This is a genomic window from Veillonellales bacterium (assembly GCA_039680175.1).
Taxonomy (GTDB): Bacteria; Bacillota; Negativicutes; order JAAYSF01; family JAAYSF01; genus JBDKTO01.
The window spans coordinates 67476-81262 of record JBDKTO010000008.1; the positions used below are offsets into that span (position 1 = coordinate 67476).

Genomic DNA, 13787 nt, shown 5'->3' on the forward strand with positions numbered 1-13787 from the left:
TTATTTGGATGAGATAGTTGTTTCGTGTTATTTTAAAAAATAATTTGGGGGGATGCTGATGGAAGCAGGTTATGCATTGTTTTATGTTTTACGGCTTTGCTTTTCACCGCTTCAGGAACAACGGTTGTAGGGTGAAATCCGTGTCACATTTATGATACGGCTGCAACTGCCGAATAAGAGAAATTAGAGAAATGAGGTAGAAATTATGGGAGCTATTTGGAACTTTTTCAAAACCGGAACGAATATAACGCCGCTTACGGATGCAAAAGAAATCAAGTCGAAATTCAACACAATGCGCTGGCAGGTATTTGGCTCTATTACCATCGGTTATGCGTTATTTTATGTACTGAGGCTTAACTTTTCAGTTATAAAAAAACAGCTTATGGCGTTAGGTATATTGGATGCACAGCAATTAGGACTCATGGGATCGGTTTTCTTTATTACTTATGGGATTGGTAAATTCACCAATAGCTTTCTGGCGGACCGGTTCAATAATAAACGCTTTTTTGCCTTTGGACTGTTTATGTCGTCTGTTGCCAGTACGTTGATGGGATTTTGCAATACATTTGTACCGCTTGTGGTTTTATGGGGGATCAACGGCTGGTTCCAGTCTTTTGGCGCCGGTCCCTGCATTGTTGCCTTGAATCAATGGTTTACGAATAAAGAACGCGGCACTTATTATGGCATTTGGTTTACAAGTCATAACTTAGGCGCAGCTTTTACCTATATAGTAACAGCCGTGTTGGTTACTTCTTACAGCTGGCAAATGGGGTTTATTGTTCCGGGCATTGTTTGTCTGGCAGGCTCTTTCGTTATATTATTCTGCATGCATGACCGCCCGGAAACAAATGGCCTGCCAAATGTGGAAGTATATAAAGGGGAAGTACAGCCAGAAACGATAGAAACCAATAAGACGGTAGGACAGCTGCAATGGGAAGTTATTAAAAACCCGGCAGTCTGGATCCTTGGCTTATCGAGTCTTTGCTGCTATATCACACGCTATGCGATTGAAAGCTGGGGGGTTGTCTATTTAACAGCAGAAAAAGGTTATTCTACGGTGGGAGCAGCCGGCGTACTCGGTGGAATGCAGATTGCAGGGATTGTCGGAGCACTGACCTGCGGTATTGTCTCTGATAGATTCTTCAATCATAGGCGCAATATGCCATGCTTGATTTATGGTATTTTATATGCTGGATCGGTTGGCATGTTCCTTTGGGCACCGCCGAGCTTTATTATGGATATGGCCTGTTTGTCCGTGTACGGTTTTGTAATGGGAGCTCTTGTCTGTTATTTGGGAGGACTTATGGCAGTTGATATTGTTCCTAAGCGTGCAACAGGTGCTGCAATGGGCATGATTGGCCTTTTAAGTTACGCGGGCGCAGCGATACAGGAAACTGTCAGTGGCGTTCTTATTAATTCCCATATGACAATTGTGAATGGCCAAAAAATATATGACTTTACGCTTGCGGGTTACTTCTGGGTAGGTGCCGCTGTTGTTTCTCTATTATTGGCGCTTATTGTATGGAATGCAAAACCAAAGGAAGTAGTGTAACCAGCTTTCAGGGAAGGGGTAATAGCGTGGAAAAGGCGACAGTAGTAGTCATCGGCGGCGGAGCCACAGGAGTCGGCATTTTGCGGGATCTGGCCATGAGAGGAGTGGACGTACTGCTTCTGGAACAGCGGGATCTGGTGTACGGCTCCAGCTCCCGCTATCACGGCCTGCTGCACAGCGGCGGCCGTTATGCGGTAAAAGACGCCGCCGCCGGCAAAGAATGCATCGAAGAAAATACTATCCTGCGGAAAATCGGCAAACATTGCGTCGAAGCCACCGAGGGCTTTTTTATCCGGCTGCCGGAAGACGATAAAGCATTTGAAGAAAAGTGGGTGGAAGGGTGCCGCAAAGTAGGTATCCCTGCCATACCCATCTCCCCGGAAGAAGCCTGGCGACTGGAACCAAATCTGACCCGTCGGATTCAGTCCGTATACCGGGTGCCCGATGCGGCAATTGACGGTTTCCGCATGGCCTGGCAGAATGTGGCCTCGGCTCGCCGCTACGGCGGACGGGTCAGAACCTATACCGAGGTCATTGGGATCGAACAGAGCAATAATCAAGTGGTGGGCGTGACAGTCCGCAATTTTTTCACCGGTGAAGTCGAAAAGATTGCCTGTGATTTTGTTGTCAGTGCTGCCGGTTCCTGGGCCGGAGAAATCGCCGGACTGGCGGGAATCAAGGTGCACGTCCAGCCGGACAGAGGCACCCTGCTGGCCTTTAACCATCGGCTTTCCAGTCGCATTATTAACCGGCTGCGTCCGGCCTCCGACGGAGACATCTTTGTGCCCCACGGATCCATTACCATTCTAGGCACCACCTCTTCTCCGGCCGAAAGTCCGGAAGACAATCTGCCCTCCACCCAGGAAGTACTGGCGATGATGAAAATCGGCGAAGCTACCTTCGAAAACCTCGGACAGTACCGCCTGCTCCGCGCCTTTACCGGTACCCGTCCCTTATACAGCGCTGATCCCAGTGCCAAAGGCCGGGGAGCCTCCCGGAATTTTGTTATTCTGGATCATGAGAAAGACAATGTAAAAGGTTTTGCCAGCATTGTCGGCGGTAAATTCACCACGTACCGGCTCATGGCTGAGAAAATGAGTGATCTGGTATGCCGGCAGCTCAAAGTAACAGCACCCTGCCGTACCGCTGAAGAACCGTTGGTTGAAGACCCTTCCCCCGGATTATTGGAAAAAGCCAGACACTATTTTCCCGCCTACGGAACCGAATTGGCCGCCTCCCGCTTAGGAGCCGAGCGGCTGGAGAAAGTAGTCCAATCTATGGAACAAGATCCGGAGAAGCGTCAGCTGGTCTGCGAATGTGAAAACATTACCCTGGCGGAAGTCGAAGCAGCCGCCCAAGACAGCACCAGCCACTGTCTAAGCGATGTCCGGCGCAAGACCCGCCTGGGAATGGGAACCTGCCAGGGAGCCTTCTGCACCTTCAGGAGCGTTGGTGTTGCCGACAGTCAAAATCTGACCTGGGGCCAGGACACAAATAAGTTATTGCAAGAATTTCTTCAGGGCCGCTGGAACGGAATCCGCCCGATCCTTTGGGGCAATACTCTCCGGGAAGCGGAACTGACCCGGGGTATTTACGCGGGAATGTTGAATATCAATGGAGTGATCGACAATGAGGGAAAGTGACGTTATTGTGATCGGCAGCGGTTTTGCCGGGTTAATAGCGGCTGCTGCTGCTGACAAACGGGGTAAAAAAGTTACTGTCTTGAGTAAGGGAGTCGGCACTCTGACTATCGGCGGCGGAACGATTGATCTTCTTGGTTATGGCAATGACGGCCGGCCTCTTGCCAATCCGGCAGCCGGGTTGGCTGCAATTGAGCCGGCTCATCCTTATAAGAAAATAGGCAGTCCGGCCATTTACGCTGCGATAAAATTTTTTCTGGCAATCTGTGAATCGGCAGGCTATCCTTATCTGGGCAGGCTGGAGGAAATGAAATGGATTCCTACGGCTGCTGGGACGCTAAAACCTACCTGCCTTGTGCCGAAAACCATGGATACAACATGTCTGAAATCAGCTCATACTGTGTATGCAGCGGGTTTTCAAGGCTTAAAAGACTACTATCCCCATTTGGTGGCAAAGAATTTAAGCAAACTACCGGGCTATGATAAAAATTACGAAATTGTTATGGTTAATCCTCATTTCACCGACGGTCGGGATGTCAGTGCACTGGATGTGGCTCGATGGCTGGATACCGGGACCGGGCGAAAAGAGTGCATACGGCAACTGGTAAAGAAGGTAAAAGCGGGTGCAGTCATTCTAATGCCGCCGGTGTTAGGGACTAGCCCTGATTATCAGGTGTTAGAAGAAATGGAAACAGCGCTGGACTGCCGACTGGTGGAAACAGTAGCCATACCCCCTTCCGTTACGGGGTTCAGACTGCGCAGCATGATGCTGAATTACTTAAAAACCGCCGGTGTCCGCATCATTGAACAGGTTTCTGTCGCCAGAGCCATTATGGAAAAGGGTAAGTGCCTGGGAGTTGTGACGCAAAATATCGACCGGGAACGGACTTATTATGCAAAAAATTTTATTCTGGCCAACGGAGGTTTCTATGGCGGCGGTTTACGGGCGGAACCGGGGCAGGCGATAGAACCGATTTTCAATCTTCCGGTAGAGGCACCGGCCAAGCAGGAAGAATGGGGAAATCGGCAGTTGTTTTCCCCTGAGAAACAATCCTTTGCCAAAATCGGCATAACAGTTGACAACAAAATGCGTCCTCTTGCCCCCAATGGCAGTATCGCTATTGAAAATATATTTATTGCCGGACGCAATCTGCGGGGCTATGATTTTTGTTTTGAAAAATCAGGCAACGGCGTTGCGCTGGCATCCGGCTATCAAGCGGCCATGTCGGTATAAGGGAGGCAAAAAAATCATGAAAATGTATCAGCATAACCCGGACAACTGTACAGCCTGTACAGCCTGCGTCTCTCAGTGCCCTGTTACCGCCGTCACCCGGAAATTCCGCGGACCGAAAATGGTGGGACCGGCTCTGGAAAGACTGAGACTTTCCCAGGAAGATGCGGAACCCTCCCTGGAATACTGCTCCAACTGCAAAAACTGCGACATGGCCTGCCCTTCCGGCGTACCCATTTCTACCCTCAATATGCTGGCAAGAGCTAAGTCTTTTAAAAATCGTAAACATTCCCTGGGAGAAGAACTGCTGGCTCATGGTGAAAAAATGGCCAAACTGGCGGTGAATCTTCCCGGCGGTGCTTTTTTTGCCAATATGGGCATGCATATCGGCAGCGGGCTTGGGTTGATGAGAATGGTCGGCATTACCGGTCAAAGATCCTTGCCGGCTTATGCCGCCGAATCGTTTCTCAGCCAATTTAAGAAGCTGCGTCAGCAAATTTTTCCGGATAAAGTTGTGTTCTATCCCGGCTGCTTTATCAACTACAACGATCCTCAGGTGGGGATGGACTTTGTGGCTGTGATGCAGGCCAACCGGTACGAAGTGATTGTGGAAGAGGAGTTCGTCTGCTGCGGATCGCCTATGGTCGTTACGGGTTATTTGGCGGAAGCAGAGCAGCATGCCGAGAAAAACAGCGAACTGATAAAAAAATGGAGAGAAAAAAGTGTTCCGGTGATTACCTGCTGCACCAGTTGCGGTCTGATGCTGAAGCAGGAGTATCAGGAACTGTATGACATCGAAGGATTGGCGGAAAACGCGAAGAACTTATATGACGCCTGCGAGTTTTTGCTGCTGCTGGCGGACAAAGGCAAATTGAATACCCAATTTGCCGCTCTGGAAGAGAAGGTCATATACCACGCGCCCTGCCATCTTCGGGCCCAGGGGTTCGGCTTGCCGGCACTGGATTTGCTGGAGTTTATTCCCGGCCTTACAGTGGAGAATGCTGACGCGGGCTGCTGCGGGTTGTCCGGCAATTACGGCTTTAAAGCCGATAAATACGATATTTCCATGGACATAGGCGAGAGGTTGTTTGCCAGGATAAAAGGCAGCGGCACGGCTACGGCAGTCAGCGACTGCGGAACCTGCCGGCTGCAGATTGCTCACGGTGCCGGAGTGGCGGCGGTGCATCCGGTGACACTGCTGCGGCAGGCTTATCAGCGATAAAAACTTTTCCTTTACAGAGCCTCTGATCCGATGCTATAATAAAACCAAACAGACGTTCTGTGACGGAGGGGTTAAGGTGGCGGAAAAAACTTTTGGCGTAGGCGGCAGGAACATGACGAAGGAGCAAGCTCTGGAATCGGCGGTTAAACAGATTGAGAAAGATTTTGGGAAAGGCTCGATTATGAAACTGGGGGAAGCAGCGGCGAATATGAATGTGGAAGTGATTCCTACAGGGGCTTTGTCGCTGGATATTGCCTTGGGAGTTGGCGGAGTACCACGGGGCCGGGTGGTGGAGATCTACGGGCCGGAATCTTCCGGGAAAACGACTGTCGCCTTGCATATCATCGCCGAAGCGCAAAAATTAGGCGGCACGGCGGCGTTTATTGATGCGGAGCATGCCCTTGATCCGGTGTATGCTAAGGCACTGGGCGTCAATACGGAAGAACTTTTGATCTCGCAGCCGGATAACGGCGAACAGGCTTTGGATATTGCGGAAGCTTTGGTTCGCAGCGGTGCTATCGACGTTATTGTTATCGATTCAGTTGCTGCTTTGGTACCCAAGGCGGAAATTGACGGTGAAATGGGTGATTCCCATGTGGGTCTGCAAGCCAGGCTGATGTCGCAGGCGATGCGTAAACTGACCGGCATTATCAGCAAATCCCGTACTACCGCCATTTTTATCAACCAGCTGCGGGAAAAAGTCGGTGTAATGTTCGGCAATCCGGAAACAACAACCGGCGGCCGCGCGTTAAAATTTTATGCGTCAATAAGACTTGATGTTCGGAAAAAGGAAAGTATTAAACAGGGAAATGACATTGTGGGAACCCGGACAAAAGTAAAAGTAGTAAAAAATAAAGTCGCTCCTCCTTTTAAACAAGCGGAGTTTGATATTGTATACGGTAAAGGAATTTCTCGGGAAGGTATCTTGGTGGATTTAGGGACTGAGCTTAATATTATTGATAAAAGCGGCGCTTGGTACTCCTATGGCGATAACCGTTTGGGGCAGGGACGGGAAAATGTAAAGGCCGCTTTGGAGGAAAACAACGATATTGCTAATGAAATTGAAGGGAAGATCAGAGAACTGCTCTTGTCCGGCAGTGTAAAACTGCCGGCAGCAGCCGGGAACGATCTGGTGGATATAGAAGAGGAATAATGGAAGGAATTAGATGATTTTGTTACTTCCGCCAGGGGGGAAATGTCTTCCTTTGCATACCGATATAGGAGATATGAACGTACGTATTTCTCTTGCTGAAACGAAATAAAGGGCTTCAGTTGCTGATAGACGAGAGCTTAGTGTGAAATGATGAACACTGAACTCTCGTCTATTTTAGTCTGTGATGAGAATCTTATCTAATGCTTAGCTGCTTCGGTGGGAGTCGAATCTCCCACCGAAGATTCGATGTTCAGCTTTAGCTGAACGAGTTCACTGCCCAGCCGGTCGATGAGATTGAGCAGCTTATCAAAGAATATCCGCAGATTTTTTTATGGATTTCAGGGCATACCCATACTCCGGCTGTTAATCCCTAGTTACGCCTCATCGGTCAATCTTTTTGCGGAACAGGTGATGAATATCCATAATGCCGATATGGATTGTGGGGTCATTTGGACCAATTCACGATACTTGCACCCCGAATAATAGCTGCAAGCTATAGTGCCAATCCAGGTTTATTCATAGAGGAGTTACAGACTGGTAAGCGAAGTAAATATATAGATTAACTTTGCGGACTTCTTCAAACATCGTGTGTTATGGAAGGGGGTAAGGTATGGATTTAAGGAAATTGGAACATTTTGAAGCTGTGAGCAGACTGAAGAGCTTTACCAAAGCGGCAGAAGAGCTCCATGTTGCTCAACCATCAATTACCGCTTCCATACGAAAACTGGAGGAGGAACTGGGAGTTTCTTTGCTATACAGAAATCAGCACGTAGTCGCTGTTACACCGGACGGTGAATTGTTCCGAGAACGGATTAAGAGCATATTACATGATGTGCAGAACGTTGTGGATGAAATGCATGATTTAGGCACTCAAGCGAATCGAACGCTGAGACTGGCAATTCCAACCTCACTTGGTTCTTGGATGTTTCCCGCCGTATTTGTCGAGTATGCAGCGCAACATCCCCACGTTATTCTCAATGTTCTTGAGCGCGGAGTACAAAATATCGTTGACCGGGTTATGGATGAGACGATAGAGTTGGGCTTCATTGTCTTGTCTGATCCATCACCTCCCTATATGACGCTTCCTTTTTCACAGGGACAATTTTTTGTTATTGTTTCCGCTGAGCATCCATTGTGTCATTACGAGAAGATCTCCTTTGAATTATTAAAAAATGAGAGATTTATTTTGTGTTCAGGTGGTAGCTATATCAGAAAAAAAGTCATGGCAGAATGCGAAAAGCATGGTTTTACTCCTAACATTACATTTACCCCATTGCAAGTTGCCACTGCCTTTAATATGGTTGCCAGCGGGGCGGGAATATCCTTTCTGCTCAATGAAAAAATTGCTATAATTAGGGATAATCCCCATATAGCCATCAGGCCTTTAGCAGAGCCAATTGAATTTGAGACCGGGTTTATCTGGGCCAGGGATAAATATTTGTCGGCCGTAGCCCGTGGTTTTATTCAGTTTATTCAGGAATTCAAATGATGTACAAGAAGTTGATGAGAACTCGTTCTCGTCAATTTTTTTTTGCAGATGACTCCTTATAGCGTAGAACTATCACGCGATAGAAAGGATGTATTTCACAAAATATTCATTCAAATATAAACTAAGAATGCAAGTTCAAGCAACAGCCGCTAGCAAAATGGGTTCAATCAATGATCAAAGGAGGGAAGAAGCGTTTTAGAAAATTTCAGGAAGGAGCTGTGATATGTTAGAAATAATCATTGCGGCGGCAGTCCTTTTGGGGGTTAGCTGTCTGGTAGTGAAAAATTATAAACCACAAACGGTTATTTTTTTGGGCGGAATGATTCTATTGGCTTGTGCAGTGATAATGGGAAAGCCGATCATTGCAGTTAAGCAGAGTACGGGCAATGTCTGGTTTGATATTTTTAAAGTAATCGAAAATCTGTTTAGCAACCGGGTAGCCGGATTAGGATTAATGATTATGTCGGTCGCTGGTTTTGTTCGTTACATGGACCATATTGGTGCGAGCAAAGCATTTGTGAAAATCAGTGTCAAGCCGCTGCATTACGTGCGATCCCCGTACTTAGTATTAGCCTTTGGCTATATTTTGGGACAGCTAATGAAAATGGCGATTACCAGTGCAGCAGGACTAGGCATGCTACTAATGGCGACGATGTTTCCGGTACTCATTGGCATTGGAGCAAGCCGGACTGCAGCGGCTGCAATCATTGTAACCTGCTCCTGTATCGATCTGGGGCCGGCAGCGGCTACATCAAACTTGATTGCCAAAACGGCGGGTATTGATAGCGTTGCTTATTTTGTCAACTATCAGATCATGATTGCAATTCCGGTTATGCTGGTGATAGCTGCTTTGCATTACTGTGTACAATCCTGGTTTGACAAAAAGGACAATCATGTAGCTGTGAGTTCTGAATTTGCAGTTGCAGTGACGGATGAAGCAAAGTCGCCTGTTATTTATGGAATATTACCCATTATTCCATTGCTGATAATTTTTATTTTCAGTCCAATTGTCGGGTCCAGTATAAAAATGTCTTTGGTTAGTGCCATGCTTTTTGGGATTTTTATTAGTATGATCTGTGAATATATCCGGTATAGAGATGCGCAAAAAGTTTTTAAAAGTATTCAGAGTTTTTTTGATGGGATGGGGAATGCATTTGCTACGATTGTAACTTTGGTGGTAGCTGGTGAAACCTTTGCTAACGGTCTAACCGCTATTGGTGCTGTGGATATGGTTTTAAATGCCTCGAAGAGTGCAGGATTTGGTGCGGATGCAATGACAATTTTGTTACAGGTTGTTATTGCCGGTGCCACGATAGTTACCGGCTCGGGCGATGCTTCCATGTTCTCATTTGTAGGGTTGGTGCCGACGATCGCCAGTCAATATCAGATCGACCCAGTATACTTATTGCTGCCGATGCAGTTTGCCGCAACGATTGCCCGTGCTGTTTCTCCGATATCTGCGGTGTGTATTGCAGTAGCAGGCATAGCGTCAGTATCGCCGGTGGAGGTTGTCAAAAGGACGGCCATTCCTATGGCTGGGGCCATGATAGTGACAACAATTGCTACAATTATTGTGTTTTGAATCAGATAAATCGGTAAGATACCAATAGTAGGAGGATATCATGCTCAGCTACAAATTTGAAATATCAAGATATATAAGGGATCTAGAGTACTTAGTCAATATCGACAGCGGTTCCCGTGATGTTGAGGGAATAGCTAAGGTCACTGAATTTTTTGCCCGGAAGTTTTCCGAAATTGGCTGGAAGGTGAAAGAACATTACTTTGATCCGACCGCAGGACCTTGTCTGGAGATTGTAAACAGTGATAAGAATTATTATGACATACTGCTTATGGGACATATGGATACTGTATTTGAAACAGGTACGGCAGCGAAAAGACCCTTTGCAATCAAAGACGGTAGAGGCTATGGTCCGGGGATTGCCGACTGCAAAGGGGGGCTATTAGCTGTTTTCTATGTTCTCAGTGCTCTTCGGCATGAGGAAAAATTAAACCATCTATCAATTGGTGTGGCATTTAATTCCGATGAAGAGATAAGTTCCATCTATTCGAGGCCGTGGCTGGAGATGCTTGCGAAAAAAAGTGAATGCGTTCTTGTAGTTGAACCAGGCAGAGCGAATGGTGATTTTGTAAACAAACGCAAGGGCGTCGGGCGTTACCGGCTTGAAATCAATGGGGTGGCGGCTCATTCTGGGATTGACCACGAGAAAGGCCGCAGCGCTGTCGAAGAGTTAGCGCATTGGATACTTGCCCTCCACAGCAAAACCAATTATGCAACAGGGACTACCGTCAATGTGGGAGTTGTTTCGGCAGGGACCGCAGTGAACGTGGTTGCGGCACAGGCTAAAGCGGAAGTGGATGTGAGAATGTACGATCCTGCCGAGGCACAAGCCGTTGAACAGGTAATGAGAGACTTAGCGGCGCATCCCCGAACTTCCGGGGTGACGGCACAGGTTAGAGGAAATGTGACCAGACCGCCCATGCTTCCTTCGGCAAGAACGTTGGAATTATGCGATGCTATGGAGCACATGGGAGCTGAGCTGGGAATTCCTATAAACTGGACTGCAACCGGCGGCGGATCGGATGGCAGTTTTGCCGCCAGTTTGGGTATTCCAACTTTGGATGGGCTGGGGCCGATAGGTGGCGGCTTTCATGGACCAAACGAATATTTGCTTATCGATTCAATTGAACCCCGTTGTAAATTGTTATACCGGTTTATTGAATATATAGCGGAAAATAGCAAAAATAGCAGATGAAGGTGACTTCGTCGTTCAAAATCAGGAGGAACAAGGATGCGCCAGTTAAAATTGTGGGCAGCATTGGGATTGTTTATGATTTATGGGTTATTTACGGCAACGAATGTTCAGGCTATGTCAACACTGATCCCGGGAGCTCATAGCGTGGAAGTAAAAGCCTATGATGATTTGACGACCAATAACGATGAAATTGGTCAAGCTTTTTTAGGAGCAATGAGTGCTGATTCCAGGAATCTCAGGGACTGGGATGAGAATGGGAATCCGTCGAAGCCATCCTGGCTTATTCCACAGGATAAAGTTCCCGGATTGCAGATTACAGGCATGTTTGATGATTCTCACTTTGTCATTCGAATTCCTGACAAATGGAACGGGAAATTGGTTGTTGGGGCTGCCGGCGGTACGGGTAGCGAGTTGTCAGCAGATGAAAGGTTAAGTGATTTTGTTCTGACAAGGTTTGATGCCAATGGTGCCAGTTACGCATACGCATATACCGATAAGGGAACACGAGGAGAAACCATTCCCGGACCAGACGGGACAATACATAAAAACTCAAAAACAAGGACTGCTTTTCTCCATCCCCAGGATTCGATTGAAGAGTGGAATATGAGAATGAAGCAATTAACGATAGCCACAAAAGATTTACTGTCACAATTGAAAGGAAATCATCCATCCCGCACCTATATATCGGGAACTTCCAATGGCGGTTATGTTACACGGTATGCCCTGGAAAACAGCGGTGATTTGTATGACGGGGGGCTGGATTGGGAAGGCGTATTGTGGAATACACAAATCAATAACATCAGTATTAAGGTGGAAGAACTGCGAAATTGGAAAATATTGCAGGACCAGAACGCGAGTGCAGAAGAAAAAAAGCTAGCCCGTGAAAGATATGGCTTTCCTCCTGAATCTGATTTTCTTATGATTAAGCAGTACCGCAATGGTAGGGCACTGAGCCCGGATTCCCTCAGAATGAAGTATGACCCTACCTATATTCACCGGGACTGGTGGGAATATGGCAGTCATCCGGAGGACTATGATAACTATAATTGGCAAGACCGTCCCCAAGAGGTCAAGCAGAATGTTGCTTCCATATCCCTCAGCGGTAAGATACAAAAACCGCTTATCTCATTAGCAGGAACCTGGGATGTACAGATTAACCCACGTTATAATGCTATCGGCTATGACGAAATGATTAAGACAAATGGAAAGGGCGATATGCATCGACTCTATATGATTGAGCGGGCAAACCATGTGGACGGAATTGTTGGAAACCCTAAAATCGATAAGGACAAGCTGCTGCAGCCGATTTTGCCCTATTATCATCAGGCATTTGACTTGCTGATTGATTGGGTAGAAAATGGCAATTCACCGCCAGACAGTAAAACGATTGGGGTACCAGCGTCAGGAGATAAAGCAATCAGTATTACGACGGGTGAAGAAATTGATCGCTATTAAAAGGGGGATAAGACGTGAAAAAGCGACTGGTAACTAGTATCGCTATGATTTTAATTTTGGGTAGCACTAGCAGTGTATTTGCCGCTGCGAGTGAAGACTACTCGGCAGAACTAGCTATGCTTAAACAGCGTATGGCACAGCTTGAAGCTAAAATGCAGGCGCAGGCAACCAATACGAAAGCAGTGACCAAATCTGACGAAAAAGACAATTTGAAATTTAGTGGAGACTTCCGTGTTCGGTCTGTATGGAATGGTGGACCGGCAACCTTCCAGGAACGGGTTCGTCTGGCATTGACGGATAAAGTAAACGATAATACAACCTTTTACGTCCGTTGGGCGGTGATGAACAATAATCAAATGGGGACAACGGCTCGGTATAATGATGTACTGCCCAACACCTCAACTGACGATGATATGTCGGCGCAAGACCGAAATATCGTATCCGATGCTTACATGCGGGTGGACAATTTATTTGGAACGAAAAATTCGGTAACGATGGGGCGTTTTGGCCAGGATATTGGAGCCACGGGCTATTGGAACTCAGCAGGAAACATTGGGTTAATTGATGGCATTAAATTTGATACTAAGGTGAATGACCTAAAGGCAACAGTAGGATTTGCCAATTGGTCTCCGCTGGCTTCAGCAAAACTATCAAAGAAAGGGGTTGGATCGGTAACCAGACCGCTGCAAAATGCTATGTTTTTAAATGCTTCTTATAAGGTGAGTAATCCTACAGCTATCTATTGGACTTACGTCAAAGAAACGAACAGCAGCGATTCCCCTATTAACTTCCAGGTAAGCGGGCCTGGAATTAGAACCCGCATTAGTGATGATTGGAGTTTTAGGGGCGATTATTTAAGAAATTATGCTGCTGAGGGGAATCCTTTGGGAGAATACTTTAGCCTAATGTATAAAGGTGCAAATGATCAAAGGCCTCACTCCTGGGGAGTTAGTTTGGATTACCATTATGTCCAACCCAACAACATTGCCTATACTTTAGCAACTAGTACGCAAATGCAATCTTCCACAGACATTAAAGGACCGGGCATTACTGCCCACTATTCACCGGATAAAAATTGTATGCTGGATTTTTATCAAACTTTTAACACGAAAAAGGCAAGTACAGGTCAAACAACAGCGAATTATTCGCGTTTCCAGATCGTCTATGGTTTTTAGAATGATCTGTTTTGAAGTAAAGTCTTTACGGACTTACTGCCAACGGACAATACGAATCTACGATTCCAGAGCCGCATACAAAAAGTATGCGGCTCT

General features: G+C 46.8%; 10 protein-coding genes. All 10 read left to right on the forward strand.

What is annotated here, in order from left to right; translation table 11 throughout:
- The first annotated feature begins 205 nt into the window (after positions 1-205).
- The 10 genes from ABFC84_01410 to ABFC84_01455 all read left to right on the forward strand — a co-directional run bounded on the left by ABFC84_01410 (position 206) and on the right by ABFC84_01455 (position 13691).
- On the forward strand, positions 206-1552 hold the full coding sequence (locus ABFC84_01410) for an MFS transporter (GenBank protein ID MEN6411403.1): 1347 nt from the start codon (positions 206-208) through the stop codon (positions 1550-1552).
- Positions 1522-3195 carry an anaerobic glycerol-3-phosphate dehydrogenase subunit GlpA gene (gene glpA / locus ABFC84_01415; GenBank protein ID MEN6411404.1) on the forward strand — a complete coding sequence of 558 codons (1674 nt, stop codon included), beginning with the start codon at positions 1522-1524 and terminating at the stop codon, positions 3193-3195. Before ABFC84_01410 ends, glpA begins: the two co-directional genes overlap by 31 nt.
- Positions 3182-4426, forward strand: coding sequence for an anaerobic glycerol-3-phosphate dehydrogenase subunit GlpB (gene glpB / locus ABFC84_01420; protein ID MEN6411405.1), 1245 nt, complete (start codon positions 3182-3184; stop codon positions 4424-4426). Before glpA ends, glpB begins: the two co-directional genes overlap by 14 nt.
- Positions 4427-4442: 16 nt before the next feature.
- Positions 4443-5645: an anaerobic glycerol-3-phosphate dehydrogenase subunit C gene (locus tag ABFC84_01425; protein MEN6411406.1), complete on the forward strand. Its 1203-nt coding sequence runs from the start codon at positions 4443-4445 to the stop codon at positions 5643-5645.
- A gap of 112 nt (positions 5646-5757) precedes the next feature.
- Positions 5758-6798 (forward strand): recombinase RecA, encoded by a 1041-nt coding sequence (gene recA / locus ABFC84_01430; GenBank protein MEN6411407.1) that lies wholly within the window; start codon positions 5758-5760, stop codon positions 6796-6798.
- Between the two features lie 610 nt (positions 6799-7408).
- Positions 7409-8287 carry a LysR family transcriptional regulator gene (locus ABFC84_01435; GenBank protein ID MEN6411408.1) on the forward strand — a complete coding sequence of 293 codons (879 nt, stop codon included), beginning with the start codon at positions 7409-7411 and terminating at the stop codon, positions 8285-8287.
- Positions 8288-8510: 223 nt separating this feature from the next.
- Positions 8511-9869, forward strand: a complete 1359-nt coding sequence (gene dcuC / locus ABFC84_01440) for a C4-dicarboxylate transporter DcuC (protein MEN6411409.1) — start codon at positions 8511-8513, stop codon at positions 9867-9869.
- A 40-nt stretch (positions 9870-9909) separates the two neighbouring features.
- The gene (locus tag ABFC84_01445) at positions 9910-11061 is read left to right on the forward strand and encodes a M20 family metallopeptidase (GenBank protein MEN6411410.1); all 1152 of its coding nucleotides are present in this window, start codon (positions 9910-9912) and stop codon (positions 11059-11061) included.
- Between the two features lie 36 nt (positions 11062-11097).
- The gene (locus ABFC84_01450; protein ID MEN6411411.1) at positions 11098-12516 is read left to right on the forward strand and encodes a tannase/feruloyl esterase family alpha/beta hydrolase; all 1419 of its coding nucleotides are present in this window, start codon (positions 11098-11100) and stop codon (positions 12514-12516) included.
- A gap of 14 nt (positions 12517-12530) precedes the next feature.
- Complete coding sequence (locus ABFC84_01455) at positions 12531-13691, forward strand: hypothetical protein (GenBank protein ID MEN6411412.1); 1161 nt, start codon at positions 12531-12533, stop codon at positions 13689-13691.
- The last annotated feature ends 96 nt before the right edge of the window (positions 13692-13787 follow it).

Excerpts from the sequence above, each read along its gene's own strand:
- dcuC (MEN6411409.1), top strand. The coding sequence starts at position 8,511 with ATGTTAGAAATAATCATTGCGGCGGCAGTCCTTTTGGGGGTTAGCTGT.
- ABFC84_01425 (MEN6411406.1), top strand. The coding sequence starts at position 4,443 with ATGAAAATGTATCAGCATAACCCGGACAACTGTACAGCCTGTACAGCC.
- glpA (MEN6411404.1), top strand. The coding sequence starts at position 1,522 with ATGGAATGCAAAACCAAAGGAAGTAGTGTAACCAGCTTTCAGGGAAGG.
- glpB (MEN6411405.1), top strand. The coding sequence starts at position 3,182 with ATGAGGGAAAGTGACGTTATTGTGATCGGCAGCGGTTTTGCCGGGTTA.
- recA (MEN6411407.1), top strand. The coding sequence starts at position 5,758 with ATGACGAAGGAGCAAGCTCTGGAATCGGCGGTTAAACAGATTGAGAAA.
- ABFC84_01445 (MEN6411410.1), top strand. The coding sequence starts at position 9,910 with ATGCTCAGCTACAAATTTGAAATATCAAGATATATAAGGGATCTAGAG.
- ABFC84_01450 (MEN6411411.1), top strand. The coding sequence starts at position 11,098 with ATGCGCCAGTTAAAATTGTGGGCAGCATTGGGATTGTTTATGATTTAT.
- ABFC84_01410 (MEN6411403.1), top strand. The coding sequence starts at position 206 with ATGGGAGCTATTTGGAACTTTTTCAAAACCGGAACGAATATAACGCCG.
- ABFC84_01435 (MEN6411408.1), top strand. The coding sequence starts at position 7,409 with ATGGATTTAAGGAAATTGGAACATTTTGAAGCTGTGAGCAGACTGAAG.